The 19,247-nt window shown below is 59.4% G+C and carries 17 protein-coding genes and 1 pseudogene; 8 read left to right on the top strand and 10 right to left on the bottom strand.

Features of this window, described 5'->3' with window-relative positions; all coding sequences use genetic code 11:
• Positions 1–113 precede the first annotated feature (113 nt).
• From HQ912_RS15075 to HQ912_RS15055, 5 genes and pseudogenes are all read right to left on the bottom strand, one after another.
• Positions 114–779 (bottom strand): annotated as a pseudogene (locus tag HQ912_RS15075) (UDP-glucose dehydrogenase family protein); the annotation flags it as partial.
• 198 nt (positions 780–977) lie between these two features.
• Complete coding sequence (gene phnE, locus HQ912_RS15070; protein ID WP_173406973.1) at positions 978–1,745, bottom strand: phosphonate ABC transporter, permease protein PhnE; 768 nt, start codon at positions 1,743–1,745, stop codon at positions 978–980.
• Positions 1,742–2,569 carry a PhnE/PtxC family ABC transporter permease gene (locus tag HQ912_RS15065; RefSeq protein WP_173406972.1) on the bottom strand — a complete coding sequence of 276 codons (828 nt, stop codon included), beginning with the start codon at positions 2,567–2,569 and terminating at the stop codon, positions 1,742–1,744. The genes phnE and HQ912_RS15065 overlap by 4 nt, the downstream gene beginning before the upstream one ends.
• Positions 2,563–3,360: a phosphonate ABC transporter ATP-binding protein gene (locus HQ912_RS15060; RefSeq protein WP_047226487.1), complete on the bottom strand. Its 798-nt coding sequence runs from the start codon at positions 3,358–3,360 to the stop codon at positions 2,563–2,565. Before HQ912_RS15060 ends, HQ912_RS15065 begins: the two co-directional genes overlap by 7 nt.
• Positions 3,357–4,208, bottom strand: coding sequence for a putative selenate ABC transporter substrate-binding protein (locus tag HQ912_RS15055; RefSeq protein ID WP_047226486.1), 852 nt, complete (start codon positions 4,206–4,208; stop codon positions 3,357–3,359). Before HQ912_RS15055 ends, HQ912_RS15060 begins: the two co-directional genes overlap by 4 nt.
• A 433-nt stretch (positions 4,209–4,641) precedes the next feature.
• Between HQ912_RS15055 and HQ912_RS15050 the strand changes: the two genes are divergently transcribed.
• Positions 4,642–6,885 (top strand): TonB-dependent receptor, encoded by a 2,244-nt coding sequence (locus HQ912_RS15050; RefSeq protein WP_260990032.1) that lies wholly within the window; start codon positions 4,642–4,644, stop codon positions 6,883–6,885.
• Between the two features lie 188 nt (positions 6,886–7,073).
• Here the strand turns inward: HQ912_RS15050 and HQ912_RS15045 are convergent, their stop codons facing one another.
• From HQ912_RS15045 to HQ912_RS15025, 5 genes are all read right to left on the bottom strand, one after another.
• Positions 7,074–7,241: a heavy-metal-associated domain-containing protein gene (locus tag HQ912_RS15045; RefSeq protein WP_173406970.1), complete on the bottom strand. Its 168-nt coding sequence runs from the start codon at positions 7,239–7,241 to the stop codon at positions 7,074–7,076.
• Positions 7,242–7,274: 33 nt separating this feature from the next.
• Entirely contained in the window at positions 7,275–9,632 is a 2,358-nt protein-coding gene (locus HQ912_RS15040) for a heavy metal translocating P-type ATPase (protein ID WP_173406969.1), read from the bottom strand.
• A gap of 5 nt (positions 9,633–9,637) precedes the next feature.
• Positions 9,638–9,886, bottom strand: coding sequence for a DUF2933 domain-containing protein (locus HQ912_RS15035; protein WP_173406968.1), 249 nt, complete (start codon positions 9,884–9,886; stop codon positions 9,638–9,640).
• A gap of 79 nt (positions 9,887–9,965) precedes the next feature.
• Complete coding sequence (locus tag HQ912_RS15030; RefSeq protein WP_409936828.1) at positions 9,966–10,265, bottom strand: hypothetical protein; 300 nt, start codon at positions 10,263–10,265, stop codon at positions 9,966–9,968.
• Between the two features lie 166 nt (positions 10,266–10,431).
• The gene (locus tag HQ912_RS15025) at positions 10,432–10,791 is read right to left on the bottom strand and encodes a co-regulatory protein PtrA N-terminal domain-containing protein (protein ID WP_173406967.1); all 360 of its coding nucleotides are present in this window, start codon (positions 10,789–10,791) and stop codon (positions 10,432–10,434) included.
• 391 nt (positions 10,792–11,182) lie between these two features.
• Here HQ912_RS15025 and HQ912_RS15020 point away from each other — a divergent pair, with 391 nt between their 5' ends.
• The 7 genes from HQ912_RS15020 (at position 11,183) to HQ912_RS14990 (ending at position 19,238) form a co-directional block, all read left to right on the top strand.
• Positions 11,183–12,331: an alpha/beta fold hydrolase gene (locus HQ912_RS15020; protein WP_313959893.1), complete on the top strand. Its 1,149-nt coding sequence runs from the start codon at positions 11,183–11,185 to the stop codon at positions 12,329–12,331.
• Between the two features lie 228 nt (positions 12,332–12,559).
• The gene (locus HQ912_RS15015) at positions 12,560–14,785 is read left to right on the top strand and encodes a type VI secretion system Vgr family protein (RefSeq protein ID WP_173406965.1); all 2,226 of its coding nucleotides are present in this window, start codon (positions 12,560–12,562) and stop codon (positions 14,783–14,785) included.
• A 16-nt stretch (positions 14,786–14,801) separates the two neighbouring features.
• Positions 14,802–15,254, top strand: a complete 453-nt coding sequence (locus tag HQ912_RS15010; RefSeq protein ID WP_047226482.1) for a DUF6484 domain-containing protein — start codon at positions 14,802–14,804, stop codon at positions 15,252–15,254.
• Positions 15,255–15,266: 12 nt separating this feature from the next.
• Positions 15,267–16,409, top strand: a complete 1,143-nt coding sequence (locus HQ912_RS15005) for a DUF2169 domain-containing protein (protein ID WP_047226481.1) — start codon at positions 15,267–15,269, stop codon at positions 16,407–16,409.
• Positions 16,406–17,458, top strand: a complete 1,053-nt coding sequence (locus HQ912_RS15000) for a 3-oxoacyl-ACP synthase (protein WP_173406964.1) — start codon at positions 16,406–16,408, stop codon at positions 17,456–17,458. Before HQ912_RS15005 ends, HQ912_RS15000 begins: the two co-directional genes overlap by 4 nt.
• Positions 17,455–18,372, top strand: a complete 918-nt coding sequence (locus HQ912_RS28005; protein WP_047226479.1) for a DUF4150 domain-containing protein — start codon at positions 17,455–17,457, stop codon at positions 18,370–18,372. The genes HQ912_RS15000 and HQ912_RS28005 overlap by 4 nt, the downstream gene beginning before the upstream one ends.
• Entirely contained in the window at positions 18,372–19,238 is an 867-nt protein-coding gene (locus HQ912_RS14990; protein ID WP_171061378.1) for a hypothetical protein, read from the top strand. The genes HQ912_RS28005 and HQ912_RS14990 overlap by 1 nt, the downstream gene beginning before the upstream one ends.
• Positions 19,239–19,247: the final 9 nt, after the last annotated feature.

Below are 19,247 nucleotides of genomic sequence, written 5' to 3'. Positions count from 1 at the left end.
AGACGCTTACGAGCATGAGGCAGGCGAGACACACAGACCAAATAGAATTCTTTTTATATCAATAGGATAGGACCCCTATGTCCTAATTTTCCTTTATCTCGGCATGACCCCAAGCTGATCTTCGTCGCCAGCATGCCGTTGGCTGCGTACTTGGTCAGCTCGGCGCTGCGCAGATCCATGAACAGGATCCGGTCATGGTTGCGATTGAAGGGCGCGTACAAGTCGCGCATGGTGTCGCGCACTTCATTGCTTTCGCAGCCGATCACGATGCGATCCGGACGGCGACAATCAGCCACCGCCGAGCCTTCCTTGAGAAACTCGGGGTTGGACACGATATCGAACTGCAACAAACGGCCGGCCTTGAGCAGGCATTTGTCGATGTGCGCCCGCAGGGCGTCGCCGGTGCCCACCGGTACAGTGGATTTCTCCACGACAAGGACTGGTTGTTCGCGGTAACGAGCCACCGCCTCACCGACGGCCAGGACCTGACTCAAATCGGCCGAGCCATCTTCCCTGGAAGGCGTACCCACGGCGATGAACAGCACCTGGCCGTGCTGCACCGCGAGCTTTTCATCGTGGGTGAAATGCAGACGTCCGGCTTCTGATCCCTCACGCACCAGCGCGGCCAGACCGGGTTCGAAGATACTCACCTGGCCCTGGCGCAGGCTTTCGACTTTCTGTTCGTCTATATCCATGCACACCACGTCATGGCCCACCTCGGCCAACACCGCCGCTTGCACCAATCCCACGTAACCACTACCGAATACACTGATTTTCATGGCGGACTCCCTGGATGACTTCCGAACGGGCAGGCACGTACAACCCGCACATCGCCGCAATGCGCGCATCAGCAGAATAAGTCGGGGATATTTCAGTTCGCTGACAGGCTGCAGCGGTTGCGGTCAACCCGTGGGCAAGGGAGGGGAGCCACCCTGGTCTGAACATGTGGTGTCAAACTCGCCGCTACGCGGCAGCTTTCAGGCCTTGACCCAGCGTTGACGACTCCAACTGCTCAGCGAGTCGACCGCGAGGACCAGCAGCAGCATCGCCAGAATCACCGTGCTGGCCTGCGCCTCCTGGAACAGGCTGAGGCTGACATAGAGCATTTGCCCCAATCCGCCGGCGCCGACGAAGCCCAGCACGCTGGCCATGCGGATGTTGTTTTCCCAGCGGTACAGGATGTAGGCCAACAGCTGCGGCATCAGGTTGGGCAGGGTGCCGTAACAGAACGCCCACACGGCATTGCCGCCTTGCAGACGAATGGCTTCGGCCGGTTCGGGTGGGGTGTTTTCCAGCGCTTCGGCGAACAGCCGGCCGAGCACGCCGGTGGTGTGCAGCGCCAATGCCAGGGTGCCGGCATTGGGGCCCAGCCCAGCAGCCAAGACCATCAGCGCCGCCCACACCAGTTCAGGAACCGCGCGCAAGGCGTTGAGTACCAGGCGCGAGGTGCTTTGCATCGGCCAACCGAAGCGCCCGGCGGCGGGGAGGGCCAGGACCAGGCCGAACACCGCGGCGAGCAGGGTGCCAAGGGCGGACATGGCGATGGTTTCCAGGGCACCGTGGCCGATTGCTTTCAGATGGCTCGGGCTCAGGTCCGGGCTGAGAAAACGCTGGGCATAAGCGCCCATCCGGTTCAGGTTGTCGCCGTCGCCAAGCTGGCCGAGGTCGATGCCCAGATAGGCGAACGAGACGACGACGGCTGCACCGATGCACAGGAGCAATATCGCGTTGAACAGGCGGTTCATGCCAGCCTCCAGCGCAGCAGGCGACTGAGTTGATCGGCCAGCAGGACCAGGACGAGGAACGTCAACAGCATGCTGGCCACTTCACCGCCGGCGAACATGCGCAACGACAGGTCCATTTGTTGGCCCAGACCACCGGCACCGACGAAGCCCATCACCACCGAGGCGCGAATGGCGCACTCCCAGCGGTACACCGTGTAGGACAGCAGCTCCGCTGCGACATTGGGCAGGATCCCGTAGCAGAAGGCTGTCAGTCGGCCGCTGCCAGCCTGCAACAGTGCATGTGCCGGACGCTGGTCGACCGACTCGTAGATTTCCGCGTAGACCTTGCCCAACATGCCGCTGTAGGTAATGGCGATGGCCAATACCCCGGCAGTCGGACCCAGACCGACGGCGCGGACGAAGAGCAGGGCCCAGACGATTTCCGGCACGCTGCGCAGGAAGATCAGCAGACCGCGTACCGGCCAGCGCAGCAGTTGCCCCCAATAGCTCGGTTGGCCACCCCGGGAGGCCGCAGACAGCGAAAGCGCACGGCTGGCCAGCAGGCTGGCGGGAACGGCGAACAGCAATGCCAAAGCCATACCCGCCGTGGCAATGGCCAAGGTCTGCAAGGTGGCTTGCAATAGCAGCTCAATGAACGCTTCGCCATGGGCCGGTGGCCAGAAGGCCGAGACAAACCGGCCCATCTCGCTTTGACTGTCGCTCGTCACCAGCACGCCAAGGTCCAGCTCGCTGAAGTGGATGCCCGGCCACAGCAGGACAAGCGCCAACAGGCAGAGCAGCAGGCGAGGGCCGCTGGCGGGGTCTCGGGTATCGCGTGTCAGCATCGCGGGATTTGCACACTCAAGGGGGAGGGCGGTGGAGGCGAGGGTATCAACTGCTCATTGGCGTAGAGTTTGTCGAGCCGCTCACGGTCGACGGCATCGGTCGGCAGATCGAACAGGATCTGTCCGTCACGCAGGCCGATGATCCGCGAAAAGTGCGCCAGGGCCAGGTCCACCGCATGCAGGCTGGCGACCAGGGTGACGTTGTGCTCACGGGCATGGCGACAGAGCACTGAAAGGGTGTGCTCGGCCAGCACCGGATCCATGGCCGAAACAGGTTCATCGGCCAACAACACCTCGGGTGCCTGATACAGCACCCGGGCAATCCCAACGCGTTGTAACTGGCCGCCGGAGAGTTGCTGGCATTGCGCGAACAGCTTGTCGCTCAGATCCAGCCTGGCCAATGCCGCCCGTGCGCCGGGAACATCCAGCGGGTGCAGCAGGTTCAGCAGGCTCTTGCCCATGCCCCACTGACCCAGTTTGCCGGCCAGCACCGCAGTGATTACGCGCTGGCGCGGTGGCAGGGGCGGCGCTTGGTGGATCAAGCCGATGCGCGCGCGCAGGCGCTGTCGTTGGCGGGCAGATAACTGCCAGGCCGTTTCACCGAGCACCTGCATTTCGCCCTGACCCGGTCGCAGGGCCGTGCCCAGCAGATTGAGCAGGCTCGATTTACCCGCACCGGACGGACCGATGATGGCGACCTGTTCGCCGGCACCGATGTGCAGCTCCACGCCACGTAGCGCCTGGACACCGTTGGCGTGGGTAAGGCTGACCTGGGTCAGATGTAATGTCATTTGAGCAATTCGGCGGCGCGTGCGGCTTCCTCGATGCCCTTGTAGTTCTCAGGCTTGGTTTCGATGAAGCGGCTGGCAGCCTGCAGATCGAGGATTTCCTTGTCCTTCGGATTTGCCGGGTCGAGTGCCAGGAAGGCTGCCTTGATCTTGGCTGCCAGCGCCGGGTCGAGCGTTCCGCGCACCGTCCAGTTGTAGTCGAAGTAGGCCGGGGTGGTGGCAAACACCTTGACCTTGGTGGTGTCGACCTTGCCGGCGGCGACCAGTTTTTCCCAGACGCTGGCGTTCAGTACCCCAGCATCCACTTTGCCGGCCTGGACCCAGGCGACGGTGGCGTCATGGGCGCCCGAGTAACCTACGCGGCTGAAGTAGCTTTCCGGCTTGATGCCGTCCTGGAGCATGAAGTATCGCGGCATCAGGCTGCCAGAGGTGGAAGACACTGAACCGAATGCAAAGGTCTTGCCCTTGAGGTCGGCGAGGGATTTGACCGCAGGGTCGGCGGTGATGAATTTACTGGTGAATTGGGCGTCCTGCTCGCGCTGCACCAGCGGGATCGCATTACCGGTTTTCAAGCGTGCTTGCACGAACGTGAAACCACCCAGCCAGGCCAGGTCGATGCGGTCGGTCGCCAGCGCCTCGACCACCGCGGGGTAGTCGCTTACGGGAATGAACTCGACTTTCATGCCGGTCTGTTGTTCCAGATAAGCGCCCAAGGGCTTGAACTTGCGCAGCAATTCGGTAGGGGCTTCATCGGGAATCGCGCTGACTTTCAGGGTGTCGGCGGCCTGGGCCAGCAAGGCGCTGAAAGACAGGGTCAAGCCGACGGCCAATGCCAGGGAACGCTTGAGCATGGAAAATCTCCGGTACGTTAACGCAGGAATATTGAAGCGCCAGGCACTCGCGGACAACCGCATGGCGCTTTGTGAGGGTAGACGAATGAGTGTGATAACGGTCGTTTTTGGCCCTGGTGAATCTCGGCCATCCAGTCACAATGCGCGGATCCTACAAGCTCGAACGCGCGATGCAAACAGTTCTTGGCTGTTACCGCCCCCTGGGACTGGATTGTCCCGAGCGTTTACGATTTTTTCCATAGTCTGAATGATGTAGCCTCGCAGCGGCTATATGTCAGTTCGCTATCAGAGGTTTGCTGTGTCCAGGATGATCGAGCCCCGAGTGCGCTATGGATGCCTGCTTCATGTTGTATGTTGGTTCTATCTGAGTGGGGCCCAGGCCGATGATCAGGATCCTGGTGCTGAACAGGCGGAGGCTGGCCGGCCTTCGGTCTTGGTACTCGACGAGGTGAAGGTCACTGCCCGCCACCGCGAGGAGCGCGTGCAGGCCGTGCCGATTGCCATGAACGTGCTCAATGGCGAGCAATTGAACGATGCCGGCATCTACCGTACCGAGGACCTGCAGCAGCGCGTGCCGAGTCTGTTGGTGGCCGTGCCCAGTGCGCGTTACGCCAGCTACGGTATTCGCGGACTCGGTTCGAGCTCCTACAACGATGGCCTGGACGGCAGTGTCGGGGTGTTTCTCGATGGGGTTTACCTCGGGCGCCAAGGCATGTCGCTGGTCGACCTGGTCGATATCGAGCGGGTCGAGGTGTTGCGGGGGCCACAGGGCACCCTATATGGCAAAAACACCACGGCAGGTGCGATCAACATCAGCAGCAGCGCGCCCACCTTCGAGCCGCAAGGCAATGGCGAGGTCTCGGTCGGCAGTGATGGCCTGCGTCAGTATCGCGGCACGGTTTCAGGCGCGCTGATCGATGGGGTGTTGGCAGGGCGCCTGACCGGCTACGACGTAGAGCGCGACGGGCTCATAGAGAACACTTACGACGGCAGCCACCTGGGTGACCAGAACCGCCAGGGCCTGCGGGGACAGTTGATGTGGACGCCGAGCGAAACATTCAGCGCGCGACTGATCGGTGAGTATGGTTGGCAGGACGAGCAGGGCAATGTCTTTGCGGCCAGCAACTACAGCCAGACGAGCATTGATCGAGCCGCCTTCGTTGGCTACCGCCAACTGCCGATAGATCCTTATGCGCGTCGCGTGCAGCAAGACGAACCGAACACGGTGAAGACGCTGCAGACCGGCACTACGCTGGAGTTGAACTGGCTGCTCGACAGCGGCGCCACGCTGACCAGCATCAGCGGTTACCGCGACTGGACCTATGATGCGGACCAGGACGGCGATGGCATGCCGCTGTCGGTCGCCGAAAACGCCGCCGTGAAACTCGATCACCATCAATTCAGCCAGGAGTTGCGCCTGGCCGATTCGCCCAACGAACACTTCGACTACGTGGTGGGCCTTTATTATTTGCGGCAGAAGTTGAACCGCGAGGTGGGCGTGCGTTTCGGCGAGGACGCGGCCGCTTATTTTCTGGGGGATCGCCCGGAAATCGACTGGCTGGGCATTACGCCCGGAATGATTGCCCCGTCATTGCTCGATGGCGCGCAGCAGGACTTCGACGGTCAGCAGCGCACCGATAGCCGCGCCGTGTTCGGTCAACTCACCTGGCATGCCACGGACCGCCTGGCGATCACACCAGGGCTGCGTTACACCCGCGAGCGCAAGCAGGGCTGGCTGTCGCGCAGCGTTTCGGGGTTGGCGCCACTGGGCCCTGACCTGATCTCGCAGTTGGCGGGCCCGTTGCTGCGCAGCGTCGCACTCGGCGGCGAGTACTACCGACGTGATGCGATCGAGGAGAGCAATCTTTCCGGACAATTGACGTTCAGCTACCAGTTTGCCGATGACCTGCTCGGCTATGCCAGTTGGTCACGCGGCTATAAGGCCGGTGGAATCAATCTCGACGTAATCGGCCCCAATCTCTCATCGACATTCGATGCGGAGCGGGTCACTTCGGTCGAGGTGGGCCTCAAGCGCAGCTTCTGGAACGAACGAGGCGTGCTCGATCTGGCTGTGTACCAGGCCGATGTCGACGACTACCAGGCATTGACCAACCGTGCGCCGGCGGATCAGTTCTCGCCGCCGATCCGCGACAACCTGATCAATGTCGGCAAAGTGCGCCTGCGCGGGATCGAACTGGACGCGCAGCTACGTGCCAGCGAACGGGTTGACCTGAGGCTGGGGATCGCCTGGAGTGACGCACGCTACCGGGATTTCCCCAACGCGCCGTGCTCGCCAACCAGCGCGCAGTGGTCGTGCGATTTGGGAGGTCAACGCGTGTTCAACGCTCCAGAGTGGAACGCCAACGCCGGAATCGACTATCGCTACCCACTGGAGCATGGCCTGGAGCTGTTCAGCGCCCTGGACTACAAATTCCGCAGCGGTTACTACGGCACGCTCGAAGGTGGCCAGGGCAGCTACCAACCATCCTATGGGCTGACCAACCTGCGTCTTGGACTGCGCCGCAGCAACAGGCGTTGGGAAGCCGAACTGTGGGCGCGCAATCTGTTCGACAAGAACTACATCACTGCCGTTTACCCTCGGCTTGGCGCAGGTGATTACGGAGTGCTTACCGGCGACCCGCGCAGCATGGGCATGACGTTGCGCACGCGCTGGTAGTTTGGTGGTTGCTGTGATGATGCTCGCCAAGGGATTGGTGCGCGGTGAATTGGTTTTCAGTGATGCTTGTGGGTGATGGTGAGGGGAAGCGTCTGGTGGAAAATCTGCTGGATAGTCCGGCTGGTAGCGACATACTTTGTTACGTGTAATGTATATTATGTTAAACGACATGTGTGGAAAGTGTTTATTCATTGCGTGCTGTCCTTCTCCAGGCCGTCAGTAATGCGGATCGATTCGGCACTTTCTATGCTCTCAACGGTGACCTTGCCGGCTGCTCGATCCACTTCTACCCGTGCGTTCTGATCCAGCGACTGGATGACCTTCGTGATTTTATTCACGCAACTGCCCCAGCCCAATAAGGCCCAGCCGTTGGCCGGTGGTCTGGGAGACTAGCCGATGTCCGTTGATTTCAACCTCAGAGCATTGAAGACCACCGACGCCGAACTGACGCTCATCGCCAGCGCAGCAATCAAGGGCGACAGAAGATGCCCCGTTAGCGGGTAAAGCAGCCCCGCCGCTAGCGGGATTCCCATCGCGTTGTAGAGGAACGCAAAGGCGAGGTTCTGCCTCATGTTCTTCACGGTCGCCACTGACAGGGTGCGCGCTCGCAGGATGCCCATCAGATCTCCTTTGACCAGCGTCACTTGGGCACTGTTCATCGCCACATCGGTACCGGTGCCCATGGCGATACCTACGTCAGACCTGGCCAGGGCGGGCGCATCGTTGATGCCATCACCCGCCATGGCGACACGACGGCCATAGCCCTGCAAATCGGCGACTAGATTCTCCTTATCCTGCGGTTTGACCTCACCATGCACTTCCTCGATTCCGAGCTGCTTCGCCACGGCTCTTGCTGTGGTGAGGCCATCACCAGTGGCCATGATGACCTTCACGTCTTCGCTTTGAAGCTTGGAGACAGCCTGTTGAGAAGTAGGCTTGATCGGATCGGAAACGGCCAGGAGTCCCGCCAGGCGACCATCAACGGCCAAATAGATGATGCTGATGCCTTCCAGACGCAGTTGTTCGGCGCGATTACGCAGCGGGGTAATATCGACACCCGCCTCGTCCATCAGCGCGGTGTTGCCGAGCTGCAGTTGATGAGCATCGACCTGCCCGCGCACACCAATGCCCGAGCCAGACTCGAAAATAGCCGGCTTGACCAGTGCAATGCCTTGACCACGCGCATGATCGACGATGGCATGAGCCAGCGGGTGCTCACTACCCTGGTCGAGACTAGCAGCCAGGCGCAGCACCTCATTGGAGTCGTAACCGCCTGTCCCTTCCGCACTATGGAATACGGGACGCCCCTCGGTCAGGGTTCCAGTCTTGTCGACGATGAGCGTGTCGATCTTGCATAGATTTTCGATGGCGCTGGCATCGCGGAACAACACACCGCAGCTAGCGGCCTTGCCAGTCGCAACCATGACGGACATCGGGGTTGCCAGACCAAGAGCGCAGGGACACGCAATGATTAGCACCGCCACCGCATTAATCAGGCCAAATACCCAGCCTGATTCCGGCCCGAATAGCCCCCAGCCGAAGAACGTAAGGACCGCGATCAGGATCACCCCGACCACGAAATACCCTGCCACCGCATCAGCCATACGCTGCATGGGGGCCTTGGAGCGCTGGGCCTTGGCCACCATCTGCACGATCTGCGACAGCATAGTTTCGGCACCCACTTTCTGCGCCTCCATCACTAGGCTGCCGTGGGTGTTCAGGGTGGCACCGATAAGGGCATCGCCTATCCGCTTGGTAACCGGTACTGGCTCGCCGGTGAGCATCGATTCGTCGACTGCGCTCTCACCCTCCAGCACAGTGCCATCTACAGGAACCTTCTCGCCTGGCCGGACACGCAGATGATCGCCCTGATGGACATGAGTCAGAGGAATGTCCTCTTCTACTCCATCGGGCCTGATGCGCCGCGCTGTCTTTGGCGCCAGTCCCAGCAGCGATTTGATAGCTGCGGACGTCTGCGAGCGGGCCTTTAGTTCGAGCATTTGGCCCAACAGCGTGAGTGAGATAATCACCGCGGCTGCTTCAAAATAGACGCCGATACGTCCGTCCTGGACAAAGGCCGCCGGAAACCACCGCGGAACCAAGGTAGCGGCCAAACTGTATAAGTAGGCAGCAGCCGTTCCCAAACCGATCAGCGTCCACATGTTGGGGCTGCGGTGCCGGATGGAGTCAATGCCGCGGGCGAAGAACACCCAGCCACCCCATAGCGTCACGGGCGTCGCCAGAGCAAGCTCAACCCAGTTCTGGGTCGTGCCATGAAACAGTTGCAAGGAATGGCCAGCCATCGCCAGCTCGGTCACGATGACGGTCAGCGGTAGGGTCCACCAGAACCGCCGTGAGAAGTCCTTCAGCTCCGGGTTCTCCTCCTCTTCCAATTCCGGGATGACAGGCTCCAGCGTCATGCCACAGATCGGGCAGTTGCCAGGGGTCGGTTGGCGAATCTCAGGATGCATCGGACAGGTATATGCGGCTCCTTCTGGTGCCGATATCGGGGACTGACTCGTATGCTGATGTGCTTCATGAGACGAGTGGCCCATGTACGAGTGGGGATCAACTTGAAACTTCTGCAGGCATTTGGCACTGCAGAAGCGATAGGTCCTCCCTTCAACGCTCTCGCGGTATGGGCTATCAGATTTCACCTCCATGCCACACACGGGGTCGCGTTGACTTTCCGGTTGACCGTGCGAGTTGTGTGCATGTCCGTGATCGTGGCAGGAGGAATTTCGCATGCGATTTATTTCCTATCTTCATCCTTGGAGACCGTGGCACCGCTAGCGTGGGAGTGCCCGCCATGATTGTGACCAAACAGGTGCATAAGCGGGCATAGCAGCAGGATGAGGTATGGCAGGGCCTGCGAGATGTGAATGTAATGCTCGCGTGCCACATAGAAGATGCCGATTACGGCCAGCATGATCAGCGCAATGCCAATCTTGCTCTTCCAAAAAGGCGGTTCAGTGGTACTGGTGTGATGGGTATGGTCCATGACAATAGCCTCGTTTCAATGGCAGCTGGATCAGCATAGGTGTCTCAGACTGGGCGGAGTTGACGAGTATCAATAGACGTCAGCGTACGATCACCTTACGCTGGTGTTCCAGTTGGGAAGCTGTCTGCCCGATGTTGAACTCGTGCATCAACGCGCCCTCGTTCTTCAGAACGAAGCGCACGGTTTCACCCGGTTTCACATCGATCGTTTTCTGGCTGTAGTTGATGTCGTCCATCTTTACCAAGATGGTACGAGTTCCCGGAGTCGCCTGGGTCTGCTGCCCGATGCCATTGCTATTGCCGCCGGCCTCGGCAAATGCCGGAAAAGTGGTGCTAATGAACAGAGTGCTGATCAGCAGCTTAAAGGATAAGCCTTTCATGGTGAGACCTCGCGATGGGTGCTGGATCTCATGCTATTCCCCGCTTGCTGCCAGGCCGCTGACCCCAAAACTACAATTGCGTCAGCTGGGAAAAAGCAACGCGCCATAGAGGCGCTGCTAGGCCAAAGGAGCAATCACGAAAGGCCTGGAAGATGGGGGAAATCCTTTACTGATGGCATTCCTTGTCGGCCATCATCAGCTTGTGCTCTCGAATCATTTGACCCAGCACGTCGTCTACCAGCTCGTCATGCTTTTCCATCCAGGCCAGGTGCTCTTCGGCAGACATGTCTGGCGCGGGATGTTCGTTGTGCAGCTGGCTCATGATGTCTTCGAGCATGTTCATATGCTCCTTCATGTGCACATGCCGCTCGCCGACCGGGGCCTTCTCCGCCTGGATCAGTACGGCTTCTGCTTTGTCACGCATCTGCTGGATGCGCTCGAATACACGGTCGCTGCCCCCTTCGGCCCAAGTCATAGAAGACAGCAGTAGCGAACCAACCAGAAGCAAAGGTTTCAGCGATTTCATGGGGCAGTCTCCAACAGTGCAAACTATGGTCGGCACCTCTGCTTTTGGTCTGTCGAGGGCCGAGAGCACAACCTAGTGCTCGTGCTTGCACCCTAGACAAGCCACCCTGTCAGTGACCTGAAGTCAGAATTACATTTTCGTAAGCTTCTGGTTGGGGGGAAAAGACCACACAGAGCATGCTCGAAAGCTACCACTTGTTAAACAGCATGTGTATAGAGCGCGTTTACTCGCATCCCTGTCAGCCACCCGTCACCCTGACGTCAGCTCCCCCCACCTAAAGTAACTCTTCCGGGTTTTGTGCACTGCGAGCCACGTGGTACATCTATCGCTCTCGATAGGACATCAACATGGACATATGGAAAACCCAATGAAAGCACTCTACGCGCTCTTGATGATCGGCCTTGCCGGCTGCGCGCGCGCTCCGGTTGAGGTCGCCCAGCCGGCGCCGGTCAGCTTTGGCGACTACCGCCTGCAAACCCTGGCGCAGATTGAGCGTAATCGGCAGTTTCAGAATCCCGACCACACCTTGGAGCTGGCTTGGAACGCTCCCCGTGAATGGGTACCCGCGCAGCCCAATGGTAGAGGCGTTCTTCTGGTTCACGGCCTTGGCGATTCGCCTGGCTCATTCGTAGATGTCGCGACACAACTGGCCAGCCAGGGATATCGGGTACGCACCGTGCTGCTGCCCGGCCACGGCACTCGGCCGGCCGATATGCTCGACGTTGACATCAATGATTGGCGTCGATCCGTGGAACAACAGGTGACGCTGCTACGCAAGGATGTCGGCCACGTTTACCTGGGCGGTTTCTCCACCGGTGCCAACCTGGTTGTGGCGTACGCCATGGACGATCAGTCGATCGCTGGGCTGCTGCTGTTTTCCCCGGCGTTCAAGTCCAATGTTGGGTTTGATTGGGTGCTGCCGTGGCTGGCGAAGGTCAAACCATGGCTACGGCAGCCGACCAGCGCGGCCCCACAGCAGACGTCGCTGCGCTACCAGAACGTGCCAACCAATGGCTTCGCCCAGTTTTACCTAAGCAGTACCGCCGTGCGCAGCAAGCTGGCATCGCAGGCGTTCGACCGCCCGGTGCTGGTGGTCAGTGCGGCCCATGACTCGGTGGTGGATGTGGAGTTTGTACGGGACGCCTTCAATCGGCGTTTCCCCAACCCGGGGTCGCGGATGATCTGGTACGGCAACCTCGCCAACGAATTGCAAAGTCCGCGCCTGTTGGTGCGCAGCGACCAGTTGCCGGCCGAGCAGATCAGTCAGTTTTCCCATATGGGCGTGCTGTTCTCCCCAGATAATCCGCAATATGGTCGCCAGGGTAACCAGCGTCTGTGCTGGAACGGCCAGAGCGACACGGCTTACCAACAATGCCAGGCAGGTGGCCCTGTCTGGTATTCGGACTGGGGTTATCGTGAGCCCGGTAAAGTCCATGCACGGTTGACCTACAACCCGTACTTCGCCTGGCAATCCGAGGTGATGGTGCAGGTGCTGGAGGCCGGGGCTCAAGAACATTCCACTGTGGCAAACACACGATAATCGCCCGCCCCTTGCCGTCGGGCCCCTCCTCCTGTCTGGAGCCTAGTTGCTGGTGCTCATCACTGTTGGTGCGGTTCTAGAATGAAACTATAACCAAATAACCTAAGTCAGCGACCACCGGTCACCTATCTTGAACATCTGAGGGGCCGTCATTGGCCGGTATTCCTGATACGCCGCTGCCTTCCTTACGGCGAACGGATGCCCGAACACGAGCCAAGGAAGCCGTAGATGGCAATCACCCAAAACAACCGTCTGGTACAGGTCGACAGTCCTCTCGGTGGCGATGTCCTGTTTTTGCAGAGCATGGATGGCAGCGAAGAGTTGGGGCGGTTGTTTCACTACGAATTGGACCTTACCTCCGAAGACCGGGCGATCAAGTTCGATCAGTTGCTGGGCAAACCGATGGGTTTGACCCTGGAGTTGTACAACGGAGGCAAACGCTATTTCCACGGCATTATCAGCAGCTGCCGGCAACTGACCGGTCACGGCCAGTTCGCGGGATACCGCGTCAGTTTGCGGCCATGGTTCTGGCTGCTCACGCGGACCTCGGACTGTCGGATTTTCCAGAACAAGACCGTGCCGGACATCATCAAGCAGGTGTTTCGCGACCTCGGTTTCTCTGATTTTGAAGACAGCCTCAGCGCCAGCTACCGTGAGTGGGAATACTGCGTTCAGTACCGCGAAAGCAGCTTCGATTTCGTCAGCCGGTTGATGGAACAGGAAGGCATCTATTACTACTTCCGCCATGAAAAGGAGCGTCATGTCCTGGTGCTGGCCGACGCTTATGGTGCTCACTCCACGCCAGCGGACTACGACTCGGTGCCCTTCTATCCGCCCGATCGGCAAATGCGCGAGCGCGATCATTTCTACGACTGGCAACTGGCGCGGGAAGTCCAGCCGGGTTCGCTGGCGCTGAACGACTATGACTTCCTGCGCCCGCGCGCCAGCCTTGAGGTGCGCTCCAGCGTGGTACGCAACCACAGCAACGGTGACCACCCGCTTTATGACTACCCCGGTGAATACCTGCAGAGCAACGATGGCGATCACTACGCACGCACCCGCATCGAAGCCATTCACAGCCAGTTCGAGCGCGTGCAGTTGCGCGGCCGGGCCCGCGGGTTGGGCTCCGGTCATTTGTTCACGCTGACGGGTTACGACCGTGCGGACCAGAATCGCGAATACCTGGTGGTGGTCGCGCGCTATCAGATCCGTCAGGAAATCTATGAAAGCGGACAGTCAGATTTAGCCGAACAGTTCGTCAGCGAGCTGGACTGCATGGATGCCAGCCAAGCCTTCCGCCCTCTCCCTCTGACGCCCATGCCCATTGTCCGCGGGCCACAGACCGCCGTGGTGGTTGGCCCCAGTGGCGAGGAGATCTGGACCGACCAGTATGGCCGGGTCAAGGTGCACTTCCACTGGGATCGCCATGACCAATCCAACGAAAACAGCTCCTGCTGGATTCGCGTGTCCCAAGCCTGGGCTGGCAAAAACTGGGGGGCGGTGCAGATCCCGCGGATCGGTCAGGAAGTGATCGTCAGCTTCCTCGAAGGCGACCCCGACCGGCCGATCATCACCGGTCGCGTCTACAACGCCGAACAGACCGTGCCCTACAAGCTGCCAGCCAATGCCACTCAGAGTGGCGTGAAAAGTCGTTCAAGCAAGGACGGCTCACAGGCCAACTTCAATGAGATCCGCATGGAGGACAAGAAAGGCGCGGAGCAACTGTTTATCCACGCCGAGAAGAATCAGGACATCGAGGTCGAGAACGACGAGACCCATTGGGTCGGCCACGACCGCAGCAAGACCATCGACAACGATGAAACCGTACACGTCAAACACGACCGCACTGAGACCGTGGACAACAACGAAACCATCAAGATCGGCGTCGACCGCAAGGAAACCGTCGGCAACAACGAAACCATCTCCATCGGCGTGAACCGCACCGAAGATGTGGGCAGCGACGAGAAAATCACCATCGGCGCCAACCGCACCGAAAAGGTGGGCAGCAACGAGACCATCACCATAGGTGCGGACCGCACGGAAAAGGTCGGTGCCAACGAAAGCATCACCATCGTCAGCAACCGCACCGAGGACGTGGGCGGTAACGAGACCATCGGCATCATCGGCAACCGCAACGAAACGGTCAAAGGCAACGAAGGTATCGAGATCAATGGCAACCAGAGTACCCAGATCGGCCAGAACGAATCCCGCGACGTCGCACGCAACCGCACCACCGACATCAAGCAGAACGACAGCCTGGACGTTGGCAAGAACTTTGTCCTCAACGCCGGCGACTCGATCAGCCTGACGACGGGCGCGGCCAGCATCACCATGAAGAAGGACGGCACCATCGTGATCAGCGGCAAGAACATCACCATCGACGGCTCCGGCGCCATCAACATCAAGGCCAACAGGAACGTTGTCGTCAAAGGCCAGAAGATTCTGCAGAACTAGCCATGGAGTGTGCGCTATGACCGTCGAATACCACCTCGCCCCCTCCTCCACGCCCGTGCGCGTGGAGGGCGTCGTGATTGGTGTGCTGCTGGATGTGCCCCTGGCCGACGCTCCAGTGGTGGCTTTTCCCGGTTGCCCCGATGACGCGGGGCTCGCCGCGCGCACCACCACACCGCTCAGTCGCGAAGACATCGGCGCCCAGGTCGCGCTGATGTTCGAGGCCGGCGACCCGGCCCGGCCGCTGGTGATCGGTCGCATCCAGCGCCTGCCGCAAACCACGCCCCGCGCCGTCGCGAACCTGGACGGCGAGCGTTTGGAGTTCACCGCAGAACGGGAAATCGTCCTGCGTTGCGGCAAGGCCAGCATCACTCTTACCCGTGAAGGCAAGGTACTGATCCGAGGCGCCTACCTCTCGAGCCGATCATCTGGAGTGAACCGGATCAAGGGCGGCTCGGTACAGATCAACTGAGGCAGTGACGCCATGGAATTGATAAACAAGACCCGCCTCGTCGGCGGCTTTACCACCTCAACCGATAAAACCGGCCGTGAATGGCTGGTCGTGGTGGCGAAAGGAACCTACGGCATTGCTGATCATCCTGGACATGAACCTCGCCTGCTGGAACAACAGGCTCCGCTGATCATGGCTGATGTGTTCCCAGGGGAACCGGGCGAATCAGCTGCGTTATACGAAAACGATTTTGCACTGCACAAGCCACGCTGCGATGTCCTGCTCAATGGACACTGCTACGCACCCAATGGAGAGCCGGTAACAGAGCTGAACGTAGCCCTGAAAGTCGGGACGCTGGTAAAAGCATTCAAAGTCGTGGGGGCACGAGTCTATGTGGAGGGCGCCCTCTCACACTCGACAACCAGGCCTGTTCCCTTCACAAGAATGCCTGTTTCCTATGCCCAGGCTTTTGGCGGGGTGGACCGCACGCATGCCGACGCCACTCAACATCAGTGGTACCCCTGGAACCCTGTAGGGGTCGGATTTTACCCAAGTGCAAACACTGCCCGGATAAATGGTCTGCCGCTGCCCAATACCGAAGAACTGGACAGGCCCGTCACCACGCCCGATGGGAATTACAAACCGATGGCATTCGGCCCGATCGGTCGAGCCTGGCAACAGCGGATCCGATGGGCCGGCACTTATGATCAGGCGTGGCTTGATCATCAGTTTCCATTTCTGCCGGAAGATTTTGACCTGCGTTATTTCCAGTGCGCACCAGAGGATCAGCAAATTGACTACCCGCAAGGTGGCGAAGAAGTTGCGCTGCTCAATCTCAACGATAAAGGCCGGACGGCATTCAGGCTTCCGACAAACTTGAAACTGCCGGTGCTCCTGGTTTTTCACGATGACAGCACGCGGGAAACGGCAGCCGTTGTCGACACCGTGATTCTGGAGCCGGACGCGAATCGGCTGCTCCTGACATGGCGAGCTTCTGCGCCGCTCGGGCGCAACATCAAGGAAGTGGCCAAGGTCATCGTCGGGCAAAGCGCCGATCAGTTCGAACAGGCCAAGGCCAACGAAGAACGCATGCGAGGAAAGCAACACTTCAAGTCATTGGCTCAACTCATCGCGTGGACTAAGGAAGCTTATCCTCCCGCAGAAGAGGCGTTATGACGCCGGCCCTTTTCATCACCAGCATGGGCATGGCTTGCCCTGTGGGCCTATGCGTCGCCAGTGCCTGTGCTGCCAAGCGCGCCGGACTGTCAGCGCTCCAGGAGCTGCCGTTTTTTGACAACGCTTGCGAACCCATCATCGGCGCGACGGTGTCCAGTCTCGACCTGGCGCTGCCGGCAGCATCGCGTATGTCCGGGCTCATGCTGCATGCACTGGTGGAGTTGATACAGGGTGCGCCGAAGCTGGATTGGACAGAAGTGCCCTTTCTCCTGTGCCTGGCTGAACCGGAGCGCCCCGGAATCGATATCAGGGGAATAGCCCAGACCGTCATACACGACGCATCTTCCAAGTTGGGCATACAGTTCCACCCAACCCACTCCAGGGTCATCCCCTCCGGCCAGGTTGCCGGCATGCAAGCCCTTCATGAAGCCAGTCGATTGATGCAAGAAACCCGTGCGCCTGCCTGCGTGGTGGCGGGTGTCGACTCGCTGCTCAGCGCCTTGACGCTGCAATGGCTGGACCAGCATCGCCGGCTGAAAACGGCCACTCACAATGACGGCTTGTTTCCTGGCGAAGGGGCCGCGGCCATCTTGATTCAGGCCTATCGGCAACCTGGCACCTGCTTGGAAATCTCAGGCCTGGGATTCGGGCAAGAAGAGGCACCGCTTTTGTCGAACAAACCCCTGCGAGCAGGCGGGCTGACCGACGCCGCCCGCACGGCGCTCGCACAGGCCAGACTGGGTTTGCATGAAATTGATCTGCGCCTGTCCGATGTCACGGGCGAGCAATACGGCTTCAAGGAACTTCCGCTGATGGAGGCCCGGCTTTTTCGGACCGTCCGAAAAGAGGATCAGCCACTGTGGCATTGGGCAGAGGCCATGGGTGACACCGGGGCCATTGCTGGAATCGTCCAGTTGATACTCGCCGACCAGGCGTTTCGCAAAGGCTATGCACCGGGAACCAGCGCGATCTGTCTGAGCAGTGCCCTGGCCGGTGCACGCGCCGCCGCCGTCGTGCGCGACCTCAGTCGACCCCAGGGGCCCCTATGAGCTGCGACGTTTATGCAAATGGCGATGAGATTGCATGCAAAGCGGGTGGCGGCAAGGTCATCGCGGCATTCCCGGATGTCTGCCTGACGCCACCACCGCCTCCCGCAGGACCCATCCCGGTGCCCTATCCGGACACCTCGTTTTCCAAGGACATGAAGAAAGGCAGCAAGACCGTCAAGATCGAAAACAAGGAGATCATGTTAAAAAATCGCTCCTTCTATAAAACCTCCCCACTGGGCGATGAAGCCGCCACAAGAAGCCAGGGTGCCGGTGTCATCACTCACGTCATCACCGGTAAGACCTATTTTGTTTCATGGTCAATGGATGTTCTTTTCGAAGGCCAGAACGTAGACCGACATACCGACCTCACCACATCGAATCATGCCAGTCCCGCAGCGAATGCGGCCGTCCCCATGGTCAACACCGCCAAATACAGTCCGGTGCAACAAGACGCCAAGGTGCCAGGCAAACACAAATGTGAATGTTGTGGCGGCGCGGCGCACTCCAAGGCTCAAGCGAACGGGGAGTACATGACGGAAGACGAATTCTACGGCACCGCACAAAATCCTCAGAACGCCGCCGTCCTCGCCAAAGTCCGGGCAAACCCCAAGTGCAGGCACTTGTTGCCACCTGCCGGAAAGCAACCGAGCGGATGCAATAAGTACTACGTAACGAGCAAACGAGAGAAAGCCAACATTGAAAATGATTGGGCGATTAACAGGCCAGGCTATATGCGTTGGAAAACCGAAGTGGGTCAGGGAGAACCGGTGGCGCATAGAGTCCCCAAGGCGGCCGGAGGTTGTCCGGCCGGGCAAGGGAATCTCGCCCCGACTGGCAAGAAGTGTGAGAAGCTCGAAGGAGAGCTCAGTTCACTTCAAGAGACACGCATCAATAGTTTTCCAAGGCCTGAATGATGAAAACCTCTAATTACAAGCACACTCAAAGACCCGGTTTTCTTCAAGACAGCTTCTATTGGAAGGGGCGTGGCTATCACTACTGCGGCTGCGCTCCGGCAGAAGTAATGTCGCCTGACGGCTGGAAGAAAGACGACCCGTGGATGGCACTTGCTGCGATTCTGGAGCAAGCCAAGCATGGCGATTACAGCCATGTATCCCAACTGCGCAAATGGATAGTGGACCCTGATTGCGATCCAACGCTGGTATCGGCTTGCCTCGGTCTGACCGCTGATGCAGGACTCGACACCGACCTGGATTTCCTTGCCGAGCTCATACTCGAAGGCCCCACCTACCTGCGTATCGAGGCGTGCCTGGCAGCGCAGTGGTCTGGTGTGCTGTGGCTGATACCTTTCATGGTTGAGGCATGGCGCACGTTTGCCCGTCGGGCCGACCGAGCCGCCGTGGAAGCCAATTTAAGCAATCTTCTTGATCCCATCGAAAACGAACCCGAGTTCTTTGACAGTGGCTTGAACGAAATCGAATACAAAGCGGCTGTCGATTCACGACTGAGCGAACTGCAGAACGCTTATGGCAGCGATCGCTGCTCGATCTCCGGTGGCATGCCCGTCGACATGAACAAACAAGTCTGGGTCATGAGAAAGTCCCTGGTTCCTTCAGGCACTGATGAATGGATCGACTGGAGCAACTTTCTCATCTGGAGGCGTAAATTCGAGGTGTATTCCGGCGTCGACTGCTCCAGTTTCTATGGGAAAAATGGCGACTTTCAACCGCTGAATGCGGCCGCTGTCCTGGACCGATACATGGCCTCTCCCCTGCAGTTCGAAGTCGGTAAACGTTACTTCTTCGGAAACCTGGTGCCGTAACAAGACAGA

This window comes from Pseudomonas sp. MPDS (genome assembly GCF_013283895.1).
Lineage (GTDB): Bacteria > Pseudomonadota > Gammaproteobacteria > Pseudomonadales > Pseudomonadaceae > Aquipseudomonas > Aquipseudomonas rhizophila.
This window is presented reverse-complemented; position numbering and strand designations above follow the sequence as displayed.

What these genes read in the sequence shown, in the direction of transcription:
- phnE (WP_173406973.1), bottom strand. Translation starts at nt 1,745, where the DNA reads ATGAACCGCCTGTTCAACGCGATATTGCTCCTGTGCATCGGTGCAGCC.
- HQ912_RS15065 (WP_173406972.1), bottom strand. Translation starts at nt 2,569, where the DNA reads ATGCTGACACGCGATACCCGAGACCCCGCCAGCGGCCCTCGCCTGCTG.
- HQ912_RS15060 (WP_047226487.1), bottom strand. Translation starts at nt 3,360, where the DNA reads ATGACATTACATCTGACCCAGGTCAGCCTTACCCACGCCAACGGTGTC.
- HQ912_RS15055 (WP_047226486.1), bottom strand. Translation starts at nt 4,208, where the DNA reads ATGCTCAAGCGTTCCCTGGCATTGGCCGTCGGCTTGACCCTGTCTTTC.
- HQ912_RS15040 (WP_173406969.1), bottom strand. Translation starts at nt 9,632, where the DNA reads ATGCGAAATTCCTCCTGCCACGATCACGGACATGCACACAACTCGCAC.
- HQ912_RS15035 (WP_173406968.1), bottom strand. Translation starts at nt 9,886, where the DNA reads ATGGACCATACCCATCACACCAGTACCACTGAACCGCCTTTTTGGAAG.
- HQ912_RS15030 (WP_409936828.1), bottom strand. Translation starts at nt 10,265, where the DNA reads ATGAAAGGCTTATCCTTTAAGCTGCTGATCAGCACTCTGTTCATTAGC.
- HQ912_RS15025 (WP_173406967.1), bottom strand. Translation starts at nt 10,791, where the DNA reads ATGAAATCGCTGAAACCTTTGCTTCTGGTTGGTTCGCTACTGCTGTCT.
- HQ912_RS15020 (WP_313959893.1), top strand. Translation starts at nt 11,183, where the DNA reads ATGATCGGCCTTGCCGGCTGCGCGCGCGCTCCGGTTGAGGTCGCCCAG.
- HQ912_RS15015 (WP_173406965.1), top strand. Translation starts at nt 12,560, where the DNA reads ATGGCAATCACCCAAAACAACCGTCTGGTACAGGTCGACAGTCCTCTC.
- HQ912_RS15010 (WP_047226482.1), top strand. Translation starts at nt 14,802, where the DNA reads ATGACCGTCGAATACCACCTCGCCCCCTCCTCCACGCCCGTGCGCGTG.
- HQ912_RS15005 (WP_047226481.1), top strand. Translation starts at nt 15,267, where the DNA reads ATGGAATTGATAAACAAGACCCGCCTCGTCGGCGGCTTTACCACCTCA.
- HQ912_RS15000 (WP_173406964.1), top strand. Translation starts at nt 16,406, where the DNA reads ATGACGCCGGCCCTTTTCATCACCAGCATGGGCATGGCTTGCCCTGTG.
- HQ912_RS28005 (WP_047226479.1), top strand. Translation starts at nt 17,455, where the DNA reads ATGAGCTGCGACGTTTATGCAAATGGCGATGAGATTGCATGCAAAGCG.
- HQ912_RS14990 (WP_171061378.1), top strand. Translation starts at nt 18,372, where the DNA reads ATGAAAACCTCTAATTACAAGCACACTCAAAGACCCGGTTTTCTTCAA.